This is a genomic window from Kineococcus vitellinus (assembly GCF_009906315.1).
Classification (GTDB): domain Bacteria; phylum Actinomycetota; class Actinomycetes; order Actinomycetales; family Kineococcaceae; genus Kineococcus; species Kineococcus vitellinus.
Window position 1 is genome coordinate 1 of sequence record NZ_JAAALL010000106.1, and the last position, 13,364, is coordinate 13,364.

Annotated in this window: 11 protein-coding genes; 1 reads left to right on the forward strand and 10 read right to left on the reverse strand. The window is 74.8% G+C overall.

What is annotated here, in order from left to right; translation table 11 throughout:
* A partial coding sequence (locus GTQ99_RS11135) for an FRG domain-containing protein (RefSeq protein ID WP_166615801.1) occupies nt 1–632 on the forward strand: 632 nt, incomplete at its 5' end.
* Nucleotides 633–678: 46 nt separating this feature from the next.
* On the opposite strand, the gene GTQ99_RS11140 is transcribed toward GTQ99_RS11135, so the two are convergent.
* The 10 genes from GTQ99_RS11140 to hisI all read right to left on the reverse strand — a co-directional run bounded on the left by GTQ99_RS11140 (nt 679) and on the right by hisI (nt 13,345).
* Complete coding sequence (locus tag GTQ99_RS11140; RefSeq protein WP_166615802.1) at nt 679–2,139, reverse strand: glutamate synthase subunit beta; 1,461 nt, start codon at nt 2,137–2,139, stop codon at nt 679–681.
* The gene (gene gltB / locus GTQ99_RS11145; protein ID WP_205707250.1) at nt 2,132–6,724 is read right to left on the reverse strand and encodes a glutamate synthase large subunit; all 4,593 of its coding nucleotides are present in this window, start codon (nt 6,722–6,724) and stop codon (nt 2,132–2,134) included. The genes GTQ99_RS11140 and gltB overlap by 8 nt, the downstream gene beginning before the upstream one ends.
* 225 nt (nt 6,725–6,949) lie before the next feature.
* Nucleotides 6,950–7,942 carry a prolipoprotein diacylglyceryl transferase gene (lgt, locus tag GTQ99_RS11150; RefSeq protein ID WP_166615803.1) on the reverse strand — a complete coding sequence of 331 codons (993 nt, stop codon included), beginning with the start codon at nt 7,940–7,942 and terminating at the stop codon, nt 6,950–6,952.
* On the reverse strand, nt 7,939–8,796 hold the full coding sequence (locus tag GTQ99_RS11155) for a DsbA family protein (protein ID WP_166615804.1): 858 nt from the start codon (nt 8,794–8,796) through the stop codon (nt 7,939–7,941). The genes lgt and GTQ99_RS11155 overlap by 4 nt, the downstream gene beginning before the upstream one ends.
* Before the next feature lie 68 nt (nt 8,797–8,864).
* Nucleotides 8,865–9,734 (reverse strand): tryptophan synthase subunit alpha, encoded by an 870-nt coding sequence (gene trpA / locus GTQ99_RS11160; RefSeq protein ID WP_338074920.1) that lies wholly within the window; start codon nt 9,732–9,734, stop codon nt 8,865–8,867.
* Nucleotides 9,731–11,041 (reverse strand): tryptophan synthase subunit beta, encoded by a 1,311-nt coding sequence (gene trpB, locus GTQ99_RS11165; protein ID WP_166615805.1) that lies wholly within the window; start codon nt 11,039–11,041, stop codon nt 9,731–9,733. The genes trpA and trpB overlap by 4 nt, the downstream gene beginning before the upstream one ends.
* Nucleotides 11,038–11,862, reverse strand: coding sequence for an indole-3-glycerol phosphate synthase TrpC (gene trpC, locus GTQ99_RS11170; protein WP_166615806.1), 825 nt, complete (start codon nt 11,860–11,862; stop codon nt 11,038–11,040). The genes trpB and trpC overlap by 4 nt, the downstream gene beginning before the upstream one ends.
* A gap of 88 nt (nt 11,863–11,950) precedes the next feature.
* Nucleotides 11,951–12,247, reverse strand: coding sequence for a DUF2207 domain-containing protein (locus GTQ99_RS11175; RefSeq protein ID WP_166615807.1), 297 nt, complete (start codon nt 12,245–12,247; stop codon nt 11,951–11,953).
* Between the two features lie 64 nt (nt 12,248–12,311).
* Nucleotides 12,312–12,959, reverse strand: coding sequence for a Trp biosynthesis-associated membrane protein (locus GTQ99_RS11180; protein WP_166615808.1), 648 nt, complete (start codon nt 12,957–12,959; stop codon nt 12,312–12,314).
* Complete coding sequence (hisI, locus tag GTQ99_RS11185; protein WP_166615809.1) at nt 12,956–13,345, reverse strand: phosphoribosyl-AMP cyclohydrolase; 390 nt, start codon at nt 13,343–13,345, stop codon at nt 12,956–12,958. Before hisI ends, GTQ99_RS11180 begins: the two co-directional genes overlap by 4 nt.
* Between the last annotated feature and the right edge of the window lie 19 nt (nt 13,346–13,364).

Sequence of the window (13,364 nt, forward strand, 5' to 3'; positions counted from 1 at the left end):
CCGAGCGCGAGGGCGACCTGCTGCGCAACTTCCGCAAGTACTCGCGGATGCCGTTCAAGCGCCAGGACAGCGACTGGGAGTGGCTGACCCTGGCCCAGCACCACGGCCTGCCGACGCGGGTGCTGGACTGGACCTACTCCCCCCTGGTGGCGCTGCACTTCGCGACCGCCGACGTCGCCCGCCACGACGTGGACGGCGCCGTGTGGTCGGCGGACTTCGTGGCCGCCCACCGGCGGCTGCCCGCCGTGCTGGGCGAGGTGCTGGCGAGCTCCGGCGGGGCGCAGTTCACCGTGGACCAGCTCGGCGAGGTCGCCCCCGACCTGACCGCCTTCGACGGCCTGCACGGCGAGGCGTTCCTGGTCTTCTTCGAGCCGCCCTCGCTGGACGACCGGATCGTCAACCAGTACGCGAGCTTCTCGGTGCTCTCCTCGGCGGCCGAGCGCACCGACGAGTGGCTGGTGGCCGCCGAGCCGCCCATGGTGCGCCGCGTCGTGGTCAGCGCGCGGCTCAAGCCGCAGGTGCGCGAGCGGCTGGACCAGGCCAACATCACCGAGCGCGTGCTCTTCCCCGGCCTGGACGGGCTGAGCCGGTGGCTCACCCGGTACTACACGAGCCCGCCGCGCGTGCGCTGACCCGCTCGGGGCGGGTCGGCGGCACGTGCGACGGGCTCGCGGGGCCTCAGGCGGTCAGCGGGGCCGCGTCCGCGCGGATCGGCGAGGGCAGGGCGGTGTCGCCCATGAGGAACTCGTCGACGGCCGCGGCGCAGGCCCTGCCCTCCGCGATCGCCCAGACGATGAGCGACTGCCCGCGGCCGGCGTCACCGGCGACGAAGACGCCCGGGGTGGACGTCGCGTAGTCGGCGGTGCGGCTGAAGCGGGTCCGCGCGTCCGGCGCCAGGCCCAGCTGGGGGACCAGGCCGCCCTGCTCGGGGCCGGCGAAGCCGATGGCCAGCAGCACCAGCTGCGCCGGCAGGTCCTGCTCGGTGCCCTCCACGGGCGTCCACGTGCCGTCGACCTTGCGCACCTCGACGATGCGCAGCGCCTTCACGCGGCCGTGCTCGTCGCCGATGAAGGCCTGCGTCGAGGCGGAGAAGCGCCGCTCGCCGCCCTCCTCGTGGGAGGAGGAGACGCTGAAGACCTTCGGCATCGTCGGCCACGGCTCGTCCTCGGTGCGGTCGCCCGGGGCCTGCGGGTAGATGTCCAGCTGGGTCACCGAGCGCGCGCCCTGGCGCAGGGCGGTGCCGTAGCAGTCCGAGCCGGTGTCGCCGCCGCCGATGACGACGACGTCGAGGCCGGCGGCGTCGATGTAGTCCGCCGGGCGCTCCTCGCCGACCGCGACGCGGTTGGTCGGCGGCAGGTACCGCATCGCCTGGTGGATGCCCTCCAGCTCGCGGCCGGGCAGGTCGACGTCGCGCCACTGGGTCGCGCCGGTGGCCACCACGACGGCGTCGTAGCGGTCGCGCAGCTGCTCGCCGGTGATGTCGGTGCCGATGTCCACGCCCGGGCGGAAGCGGGTGCCCTCGGCCTCCATCTGCGCCAGGCGGCGGTCCAGGACCGAGCGCTCCATCTTGAACTCGGGGATGCCGTAGCGCATCAGCCCGCCGATCCTGTCGTCGCGCTCGTAGACGGCGACGGTGTGACCGGCGCGGGTCAGCTGCTGCGCGGCGGCCAGCCCCGCGGGGCCGGAACCGACGACGGCGACCGTCTTGCCGGTCAGCCGCTCGGGGACGCGCGGCTCCAGCCAGCCGTTGTCGGCGGCGTTCTCCGCGATCATCACCTCGACCTGCTTGATCGTCACCGGCGGCTGGTTGATGCCCAGCACGCAGGCCGACTCGCACGGCGCCGGGCACAGCTTCCCGGTGAACTCGGGGAAGTTGTTGGTCGCGTGCAGGCGCTCGATGGCCTCGCGCATGTCGCCGCGGCTGACCAGGTCGTTCCACTCGGGGATGAGGTTCCCCAGCGGGCAGGCGTTGTGGCAGAACGGGATGCCGCAGTCCATGCAGCGGCCCGCCTGGCGCTGCAGGGTGCCGAGGTCCTGCTTCTCGTAGACCTCGCGCCAGTCCATGAGGCGCAGCGGCACCGGGCGCCGCGGCGGCAGCTCGCGCTCGCGGACGGTGAGGAACCCGCGGGGATCAACCATGAGAAGCCTCCATGATGCGGGTCAGGACCGCCTCGGAGTCGGGGGCGAGGCCGTCGCTGACGGCCTTGGCCCGCACCTCCATGACGCGGCGGTAGTCCCGCGGGACGATCGTCGAGAACCGCTGCCGGGCGGCGCCCCAGTCGGAGAGCAGCTTGGCGGCGGTGGTGGAGTCGGTGTGCTCGCGGTGGGCCACGAGCAGGTCGTGCACGCGGGCCGCGGCCTCGTCGTCCATCGGCTGGACGTCGACCATGTCGCGGTTGACGCGGCTCTCCTTGAGGTCGAGCACGTGGGCGAAGCCGCCGGACATGCCGGCGGCCACGTTGCGCCCGACCCGCCCGAGGACGACGACCTCACCGCCGGTCATGTACTCCAGCGCGTGGTCGCCGACGCCCTCGACGACGGCGGTGGCACCGGAGTTGCGCACGCAGAAGCGCTCCCCCACCTCGCCGCGCAGGAAGAGCGAACCGCTCGTCGCGCCGTAGCCGATGACGTTGCCGGCGACGATGTCGCGCTCGCGCGAGCCCGACGCGCGGTCGGGGCGCACGACGACCGTGCCGCCCGACAGCCCCTTGCCGACGTAGTCGTTGGCGTCGCCGAACAGCCGCAGCGTGATGCCGCGGGGCAGGAAGGCGCCCAGCGACTGGCCGGCGGAGCCGGTGAACGTCACGTCGATCGTGCCCTCGGGCAGCCCCTGCTCGCCGTACCGCTTGGTCACCTCGTGGCCCAGCAGGGTGCCGACGGTGCGGTTGACGTTGCGCACGGGCAGCTCGATGCGCACCGGGGTGCCGTCGCGCAGCGCACCGCTGGCGCGCTCCACGAGGACGTGGTCCAGCGCCTTCTCCAGACCGTGGTCCTGCTCCTGCGAGCGGTGCAGCGTGGAGCCCTCCGGCGGGACCGGTGCGTGCAGGATCGGCGCCAGGTCCAGGCCCGAGGCCTTCCAGTGCGCGACCGCGCGGCGGGTGTCGAGGACCTCGACGTGGCCGACGGCCTCCTCCACGGAGCGGAAGCCCAGCGAGGCCAGCAGCTCGCGCACCTCCTGGGCGATGAACTCGAAGAAGTTCACGATGTACTCGGCCTTGCCGGTGAAGCGCGCCCGCAGCTCCGGGTTCTGGGTGGCCACCCCGACGGGGCAGGTGTCCAGCTGGCACACCCGCATCATGATGCAGCCGGAGACGACCAGCGGAGCGGTCGCGAAGCCGAACTCCTCCGCCCCGAGCAGGGCGGCGATGACGACGTCGCGGCCGGTCTTGAACTGCCCGTCGACCTGGACGACGATCCGGTCGCGCAGCCCGTTGACGACGAGGGTCTGCTGGGTCTCGGCCAGGCCGAGCTCCCAGGGGCCGCCGGCGTGCTTGAGGCTGGTGAGCGGGGCCGCGCCCGTCCCGCCGTCGGCGCCCGAGATGAGCACGACGTCGGCCTTGGCCTTGGACACGCCGGTCGCGACCGTGCCGACCCCGACCTCGGAGACGAGCTTGACGTGGACCCGGGCGGCCGGGTTCGCGTTCTTGAGGTCGTGGATGAGCTGGGCGATGTCCTCGATGGAGTAGATGTCGTGGTGCGGCGGCGGCGAGATGAGCCCCACGCCCGGCGTGGAGTGCCGGGTCCTGGCGATGTTCGGGTACACCTTGTGGCCCGGCAGCTGCCCGCCCTCGCCCGGCTTGGCGCCCTGGGCGACCTTGATCTGCAGGTCGGTCGCCGAGGTGAGGTAGTTGCTCGTCACGCCGAAGCGGCCGGAGGCGATCTGCTTGACCCGGGAGGTGCGCTCGGGGTCGTAGAGGCGGTCCACGTCCTCGCCGCCCTCGCCGGAGTTGGAGCGCCCGCCGAGGCGGTTCATGGCGACCGCGAGGACCTCGTGGGCCTCCTGGCTGATGGAGCCGTAGCTCATCGCGCCGGTGTTGAACCTCTTGACGATCTCGCTGACGGGCTCGACCTCCTCCAGCGGGATCGGCTCGCGCGCGCCCTTGCGCAGCTGCAGCAGGCCGCGCAGCGTCATGAGGCGCTCGGACTGCTCGTCCACCCGGGAGGTGTACTTGCGGAAGAGGGCCTCGTTGCGCTGGCGGGTGGAGTGCTGCAGCTGGAAGACCGTCTCGGGGTCGAACAGGTGCGGCTCGCCCTCGCGGCGCCACTGGTACTCCCCGCCGGTCTCCAGCCGGCGGTGGGCGCGCTCCTGCCCCTCCAGGGGGTAGGCCAGGCGGTGGCGCTGGGCGACCTCCTCGGCCAGGACGTCGAGGCCGACGCCGCCCAGGCGCGAGGTGGTGGCGGTGAAGTACTCGTCGACGAGGGTCTGCGAGAGCCCCAGGGCCTCGAAGACCTGCGCGCCGCGGTAGGAGGCCACCGTCGAGATGCCCATCTTCGACATGACCTTCAGCACGCCCTTGCCGAGCGCCTTGATGAGGTTGCGCACCGCGGTCTGGGCGTCGACGTTGGTGATCACGCCGTTGCGGACGAGGTCCTCGACGGTCTCCATCGCCAGGTACGGGTTGATCGCGGCGGCGCCGTAGCCGATGAGCAGCGCGACGTGGTGCACCTCGCGCACGTCGCCGGCCTCGACGACCAGGCCGACCTGGGTGCGCAGCTTCTGGCGCACCAGGTGGTGGTGCACGGCGCTGGTCAGCAGCAGCGACGGGATCGGCGCGTGCTCGGCGTTGGAGTCGCGGTCGGAGAGCACGACGAAGACCGCGCCGTCGGCGATCGCGCGCGAGACCTCCGCGCGGATCTCCTCGATGCGCCGGGCCAGCTCCGCGCCGCCGCCGGCCACCCGGTACAGGCCCTTGACGGTGTGCGTCGTGCGGCCCGGGTTGCGGCGGTCCTTGTCGATGTGGACGATCTTGGCCAGCTCGTCGTTGTCGACGACCGGGAAGGGCAGCACCAGCTGGTGGCAGTGCGCCGGCGACTCGCCCAGGAAGTTCTGCTGCGGGCCGGCCGCGGTGATCAGCGAGGTGACGAGCTCCTCGCGGATGGCGTCCAGCGGCGGGTTGGTGACCTGGGCGAAGAGCTGGGTGAAGTAGTCGAAGAGCAGCCGCGGGCGCTGGGAGAGCACGGCGATGGGGGTGTCGGAGCCCATCGAGCCGATCGGCTCGGCCGCGGCGCGGGCCATCGGGGCCAGGATGAGCCGCAGCTCCTCCTCGGTGTAGCCGAAGGTCTGCTGGCGGCGGGTCACCGAGGCGTGGCTGTGCACGACGTGCTCGCGCTGGGGCAGCTCGCCCAGGTGCACGACCTTCTTGAGCCACTCGGCGTACGGCTGGGCGGCGGCCAGCTCGGCCTTGATCTCCTCGTCGTCGACGATGCGCCCGGCGGCGGTGTCGACGAGGAACATCTTGCCGGGGGCCACGCGGCCGCGGGTGACGATCGAGGCGGGGTCCAGGTCGAGCACGCCGGTCTCGGAGGCCAGCACGACCAGGCCGTCGTCGGTGACCCAGTAGCGCGAGGGGCGCAGGCCGTTGCGGTCCAGGACGCAGCCGACGAGGGTGCCGTCGGTGAAGGTCAGGTTGGCCGGCCCGTCCCAGGGCTCGGAGAACATCGAGTGGAACTCGTAGAAGGCCCGGCGGGCCGGGTCCATCTCGGTGTTGTTCTCCCACGCCTCGGGGATCATCATCAGCACCGCGTGCGGCAGCGAGCGCCCCGCCAGGTGCAGCAGCTCCAGGACCTCGTCGAAGGAGGCGGAGTCCGAGCCCTCGGTCGCGCAGATGGGGCCCAGGCGCTGCACGTCGCCGGGGATGAGCGGGGTGCTCATCGTCGACTCGCGGGCGGCGGTCCAGTTGCGGTTGCCCTTGACGGTGTTGATCTCGCCGTTGTGCGCGATGGTGCGGAAGGGGTGCGCCAGCGGCCAGCTCGGGAAGGTGTTCGTCGAGAAGCGGGAGTGGACCAGGCCGATCTCGCTGGTGAAGCGCCGGTCGGACAGGTCCGGGAAGAAGGGCTCCAGCTGACCGGTGGTGAGCATGCCCTTGTAGACGATCGTCCGCGCCGACAGCGAGGGGAAGTACACGCCGAGGTCGCGCTCGGAGCGCTTGCGCAGGGCGTAGACGCGGCGGTCGAGGTCGATCCCGGCCTCCCCCGCCCGGCCGGCGACGAAGAGCTGCGCGAAGAAGGGCATGCAGGCGCGGGCCTGCTGGCCCACGAGGTCGGCGGTCACCGGGACGTCGCGCCAGCCGAGGACGTCCACCTGCTCCTCGTCGGCGATCTCCTCGATGCGGCGCACGGCCTCGGCCCGCTGCGTCGGGTCCACGGGCAGGAAGGCGTTGCCGACGGCGTAGGCGCCGGCGGCGGGCAGCTCGATGCCCAGCTCCGCCGTGACGGCGCGCAGGAACTCGTCGGGGACCTGGGTGAGGATGCCGGCACCGTCTCCGGTGTTGGTCTCGGCGCCCACGGCACCGCGGTGGTCCAGGTTGCGCAGCGCCGTCAGCGCGTGGTCGACGATGTCGTGACCGGGTTCGCCGCGCATGGTGGCGACGAACGCGACGCCGCAGGCGTCGTGCTCGGCGGCGCGGTCGTAGAGACCGGCGTTCGGCGGGAAGGAGGTGAACGGCAGGGGCCGGACCGCCTGGGCCGAACGGGGTGTCGGGTGCGACGCGGGGGAATGCGACATCAAGTGCACCGTCCTCGCAGAGAGGTCCGAGGACCTCGGTGGACAGGGGGGTCTCTCGACGGGTCTCTTCGAGCGTGTCGTCTCTCCTGGCCTGGTGGGCCACGTCGAGACGAGGTGCGCACCTGGGAGGTGCACACCTCGAACGGGGGACGGCGCTGGCCCGCGTTCACCTCACTGTAACGCCCGCGACGCGGTGCTCAGGCGCACTCCGACGTCACCGGGCGATCACGAATCCTGCGGGTCGCTCCCCGCTGAGGTGCGCCGCACAGGGTCGATCACGGTCGGTCCACCGCCCTGCTGCGCGTGGTCGTCCGACGGGCTGGTGGCCGTCGGGGACCCCGAGGAGGGTACCCGCTCCAGCGGCTCGCCCCGACCGCGCTCGTCGCGGTGCTGGCGGCGCGAGCGCACCAGCGCCGCCAGCGCCGCCAGCAGGACGACGGCCGCGACCCACTGGTTGACCCGCAGCGGGCCGATCGTGTTCGCCTCGTCGACGCGCAGCGCCTCGAACACCGAGCGCCCCGCGGTGTAGAGGACGACGTAGAGCCAGAAGGCCTGCCCGTGCACCAGCCGCCAGCGGCGGTCGGCCAGCACGATGGCGGCGGCCGCCAGCAGGCACCACAGGGACTCGTAGAGGAAGGTCGGGTGGAAGGTGCCCAGCACGAGCGGCTGCCCGTCGGGGCCGGTCACCGCCTCGCCGGCCGCCGCGTCCCACCGGTGGATCGTCAGCGCCCACGGCAGGTCGGTGGCCCGCCCGTACAGCTCGTTGTTGAACCAGTTGCCCCAGCGCCCGGCGGCCTGGGCCACCAGCACCCCCGGGGCCATCGCGTCGGCCAGCGGCGCCAGGCGGTAGCCCGCGCGGCGGCAGGCGATCCAGGCGCCGAGGGCGCCGCCGGCGACGGCGCCCCAGATGCCCAGGCCGCCCTCCCACACGTACAGCGCGCGCACCGGCTCCCCGCCGGCGCCGAAGTACGCCTGCGGAGAGGTGATCACGTGGTAGACCCGGGCGCCGACGACGCCCAGCGGCACCGCCCACACCGCCGCGTCGAGGACGAAGTCCGGCCGGCCGCCCTTGGCCCGCCAGCGCCGCTCGGCGATGAGCACCCCGAGCACGATGCCGAGCACGATGCACAGCGCGTAGGCGCGCAGCGGGACTGGGCCCAGGTGCCAGACGCCCTGCGTCGGGCTGGGGATCGCCGCCCGCACGGCCGCGCCGATCACGGCGCCGCGGTCGCGGCCGCGACCTGGTCGGTGAGGAAGCGCGCGCCGTCCGCGCCGAGCAGCCGGGCGATGCTGCCGTCCCCGCCCTCGGTGGGCTGGGAGACGTCCACGACCGTGCCGTCCGCCTTCGTCAGGCGCACCGTCGGGGTGCCGGCGACCTGCTGGGCGTCCATCGCGGCCTGCACGCGGCGCACGAAGCCCGCGTACTCGTGGCTGTCCAGGGACGCCCGCCACGCTTCGACGTCCGCGACGCCGGCCTCGTCGGCGAAGCCCTGCAGCTCGTCGTCGGTGTAGCCCTCGCCCTCCCGCTCGGGCTGGTTCGCGAAGACCTGCTGGGTGTACTCCACGAAGCGGCCCTGCGCCGCGGCGGCCGCCGCGCCCTCGGCGGCGCGCTCGGAGGCGTCGTTGCCCAGCCGGTCGTCGAGGAAGCTCAGCGTGTGGACGACGACCTTCGCCCTGCCCTCGGCGGCCAGCTGCGGGTAGACCTCGCCGCTGACGTCCTCGAACTGCTTGCAGACCGGGCACTGGTAGTCCAGCCAGATGTCCAGCGTCGGGGCGCCCGCAGCGGGGGTGCCGGGCAGCACGTAGCCGCCGTCGTCGGCGGTCACGCCCGGCGGGGTCGCGCCCTCGGTGCTCGTGGCGGCGTCGCGCTGGCGCTGCACGAGGACGACCACGGTGGCCACGACCGCCAGGACGAGGACCACGGCGAGGGTGAGCAGCACGACGCGGCGGCTGCGCTCGCGGGCCGCCTCGCGCCGGCGCATCGCCGCCGCGCGGGCCTGGCGGGCCGCGCGCGCCTCCTCGGCCTCCGCCGCACGGGCCGGGTTGCCACCGGGGCGCTTCCTGCTGCTCAACGTCTCTCCTCTGCGCGACTCGCCCCGTCCGGGGCCTGGTGGTCTCGGGCCGGCAACGGCGGGGCGCGTCAGCCGGCCGCGGCTCCCGAGCGGACGCCCTCGCTCAGCTGCTCGGCCAGCTCGGCGACCGCGCGCGCACCCGCGGCCGGGCCGTCGGCGTCCAGCATGCGCTGGACGAACGCCGAGCCGACGATGACGCCGTCGGCGTAGCCGGCCACCTGCGCCGCCTGCTCCCGGGTGGAGACGCCGAGCCCGACGCAGACCCGCTCGGCACCGGCCGCGCGGGTGCGGCGGACGAGCTCGCCGGCTCCCGCACCCACGGTGGCACGCGTTCCTGTGACGCCCATCAGCGAGGCCGCGTAGACGAAGCCCCGGCACGCGGCCGCGGTCATCACCAGCCGGGCGTCGGTGGAGCTGGGGGCGACGAGGAAGACGCGCTCGAGGTCGTGGGCGTCGCTGGCGGCCAGCCAGGCGCCCGCCTCGTCGGGGATGAGGTCGGGCGTGATGAGCCCGGCCCCGCCCGCGGCGGCGAGGTCGGCGGCGAAGCGGTCCACGCCGTAGCGGTCCACCGGCGGCCAGTACGTCATGACGAGCACGGCGGCGCCCGTGGCCGCGACCTCCTCGACGGCGCGCAGCACGTCGGCCGGGCGGGTGCGCGCGGCCAGGGCCACGTCGACGGCGCGCTGGATCGTCGCGCCGTCCATCGTGGGGTCGGAGTACGGCAGGCCGAGCTCGACGACGTCGGCCCCGCCGGCGACGGCGGCCTTGGCGGCCGCGATCGAGGCGTCGACGTCGGGGAAGCCGACGGGCAGGTACGCCACGAGGGCGGCGCGGCCCTCGGCCCGGGCGCGGTCGACCGCGGCGGCCGCGGTGGCCGGCGCGCCGGGCGCGCTGCCGGACGCGGTGCCGGACGTGGTGCTGGTCACGGAGCTGCTCACCAACCCGATCCTTCGGTGTCCTCGGGCGCGTCCGCGACGCGCCGCGCCTCCGACGCCACGAGGTCGGCGTCGCTGACCAGCCCGAACCAGCGCGCGGCGGTGTCGACGTCCTTGTCGCCGCGCCCGGACAGGTTCACCAGCAGCACGGCGTCCGGGCCGAGCTCGCGGCCCAGCTGCAGCGCGCCGGCGAGGGCGTGCGAGCTCTCGATGGCCGGGATGATGCCCTCGGTGCGGCACAGCAGCTTGAAGGCGTCCATCGCCTGCGCGTCGGTGATCGGGTGGTAGCTGGCCCGGCCGGTGTCGGCGAGCCAGGCGTGCTCGGGGCCGACGCCGGGGTAGTCCAGACCGGCGGAGATCGAGTGCGACTCCACCGTCTGCCCGTCCTCGTCCTGCAGCACGAACTGCCGGGCGCCCTGGAAGACGCCCGTCCCGCCGCCGGTGATGGAGGCCGCGTGGCGGCCGGTCTCCACCCCGTCGCCGCCCGCCTCGTAGCCGTGCAGGGCCACCGAGGGGTCGTCGAGGAAGGCGTGGAAGATGCCGATCGCGTTCGAACCGCCGCCCACGCACGCCAGGACCGCGTCGGGCAGCCGGCCCACGAGCTCCTGCACCTGGGCGCGGGCCTCCACGCCGACGATGCGCTGCAGGTCGCGCACCAGCACCGGGAAGGGGTGCGGGCCGGCGACCGTGCCGAAGACGTAGTGGGTGGTGTCCACCGAGGCGACCCAGTCGCGGAACGCCTCGTTGACGGCGTCCTTGAGGGTGCGGCTGCCGGTCGTGACGGGCACCACCTCGGCGCCGAGCAGCCGCATCCGGGCGACGTTGAGCGCCTGGCGGCGGGTGTCCTCCTCGCCCATGTAGACCGTGCACTCCAGCCCCATGAGCGCGGCGGCCGTCGCCGTCGCCACGCCGTGCTGGCCGGCGCCGGTCTCGGCGATCACCCGCCGCTTGCCCATGCGCCGGGTGAGCAGCGCCTGGCCGAGCACGTTGTTGATCTTGTGCGAGCCGGTGTGGTTGAGGTCCTCGCGCTTGAGCAGCAGGCGCGCGCCGCCCGCGTGGGCGGCGAAGCGCGGCACCTCGGTGATGATGCTGGGGCGCCCGGAGTACGTGCGGTGCAGCTCCGCGAGCTCGGCGAGGAAGCCCTCGTCGGCCATCGCGGCCGCGTGCGCCGCGGCGATCTCGTCGAGGGCGGCCACGAGCGCCTCGGGCACGAAGCGGCCGCCGAAGCGGCCGAAGTACGGGCCGCGCTCGGCGCTGAAGGAGCGGGCGGGCGCCGGGGCGCCGCCGGTCGGGGGGGCCTCGGTGCTCACGGGCGCACCGCCTGCACGGCCGGGTGGGCGCCGGCGGCCACGAGGTCGGCCACCGCGCGGCGCGGGTCCGCACCGCGCACGAGGGTCTCCCCCACCAGCACGGCGTCGGCACCGGCGCGGGCGAACTCCACGACGTCGCGCGGGCCCTGCACGCCGGACTCGGCGACCTTGACGACGGTGTCCGGCAGCAGCGGGGCGAGGTCGGCGAAGGTGCTGTTGCGCACCTCCAGCGTCTTGAGGTCGCGGTTGTTGACCCCGACGACGCGGGCGTCGGCGTCGAGGGCGCGGGCGACCTCCTCGGCGGTGTGGACCTCCACGAGGGCGGTCATGCCCAGGGAGTGGGCGCGTTCGATGAGCGACACGAGGGCTTCCTGCTCGAGGGCGGCGACGATGAGGAGGACGACGTCGGCGCCCCAGGCGCGCGCCTCCCACAGCTGGTAGGAGTCCACGACGAAGTCCTTGCGCAGGACGGGCACGTCGACCGCGCAGCGCACGGCGCGCAGGTCCTCGAGGCTGCCGCCGAAGCGGCGCTGCTCGGTGAGCACGCTGATGACGCTGGCCCCGCCGAGCTCGTACTGGGCGGCCAGGGCGGCCGGGTCGGGGATCTGCGCGAGCGCTCCCTTGGAGGGGCTGCGGCGCTTGACCTCGGCGATGACCTTGACGCCGCGCTGCTCGGCGTCGCGGGGCTTGAGCAGGCCGTGGGCGTCCTTGGCGGGCACCTGCCGGTGCGCGCGCTCCTTGAGCTCGTCGAGGGTGGTCAACGCCTTGCGCTGCGCCATGTCCTCGCGGACGCCGGCCAGGATGTCGTCGAGGACCGTCACGCCCACGAGGGTAGACCCGGCCGGGGACCGCGGGTGCGCGCGTCCCCGGCCCGGCGGCGCGCCCGGGCCGGCGCGACCGCCGGCGGCCTCAGTGGCGGGGGCGGCCGACGCCGACGGCGCGGCCGTCGGCGGTCTTGACGCCGTAGCCGGCCTTGGCCAGGACGGCGGCCACCACGAGCGAGGCGAGGATGACCACGCTGCCGACGATGCCCCAGACCAGGCTGGTGCCCACGACGGCCAGGCACAGCACCAGGAAGCCCACCAGGCACACGCCCACCCCGGCCCAGGCGGCGACGCTGTGGCCGTGGCCGTGCTCGTCGACGATGTCCGCACCGTCGACGCCGCGGCGCTCCGGGCTGGTCGACGGCGTCTGCTGGCTGCTCACGGGAGGCTCCTCGGGGATCGCGGGACGTGCTGCTCCCACCGTACCGGCGGGCGCGGGGCGCGGCTCAGCGCGCCGGGCCCACCGGGCCCACCGGGCCGGGCGGGTCCGTCGGGTCGGTCGGGTCCTCGCCGTGCGTCAGCGAGTCCCACGCCGCGGCCGGGTCCTCGGCCGCCCGCGGTGCGGACGGCGCGCCCCGCACCCCGGCGCGGGTGGCGCCGCGCTCGTAGCGCGAGGTCGCCGGGACCTGCTGCCAGCGCCGCGAGCGGACCAGCACGCCCGCGCCCGCCAGGGCCAGCAGACCGCCGCCGGCCGCCGAGACGAGCGGCCAGGGGCGCACCCGCACCTCCTCGTCGACCTGCACCTCGGTGCGGCCGCTGGCCGCCCGCGCCGGAGCGGCCAGCGCCGCCTGCGGGGAGGTCGCGACGGCGGCGCTGGAGAGGGCCACGCCCACCCCGGCGACCAGGAGCACCGCGGCCGCCAGCGCCCGGGCCACCCGGCGCCCCAGGGCGCCGGCGACGACCGCGGCCAGGCCGACGAGCGCGAGCGCGGTGGCCACCGGTGCGGCCGAGCGGCCGTCGGCGACGACGCGGGCGGTGCCGGTCGCGGTCTGCACCGCCCCGCTCACCCAGGTCGGGGCGCCGGCCGCGAGCGCGGCGACGGCGCCGGCCGCACCGGCCAGCAGCAGCCGGCCGCGCTCGCGGGCGGCGCTCACGCGCCCTCGCCGACGCCCTCGCCGGCGCCTCGACCGACGCCCTGGCCGACGACGGCGGGCAGCCGGCCGGCGTCGAAGCACGTGCGGTCGCCGGTGTGGCAGGCGGCGCCGACCTGGTCGACCTGCAGCAGCAGCGCGTCGCCGTCGCAGTCCAGCGCGGCGGACCTGACCCACTGCACGTGCCCGGAGGTGTCGCCCTTGCGCCACAGCTGCCCGCGGCTGCGCGAGTAGTAGGTCGCCCGGCCGGTGCTCAGGGTCAGCGCCAGGGCCTCGTCGTCCATCCAGGCCACCATGAGGACCTCGCGGGTGTCGTGCTGCTGGACGACGGCGCAGACCAGGCCCGCGGGGTCGCGCTTGAGCCGGGCGGCCAGGGCCGGGTCCAGCACCGGGTGCCCGGCTCAAGCG

Coding starts and splice junctions, on each gene's coding strand:
- GTQ99_RS11140 (WP_166615802.1), bottom strand. CDS start 2,139: ATGGTTGATCCCCGCGGGTTCCTCACCGTCCGCGAGCGCGAGCTGCCG.
- gltB (WP_205707250.1), bottom strand. CDS start 6,724: ATGTCGCATTCCCCCGCGTCGCACCCGACACCCCGTTCGGCCCAGGCG.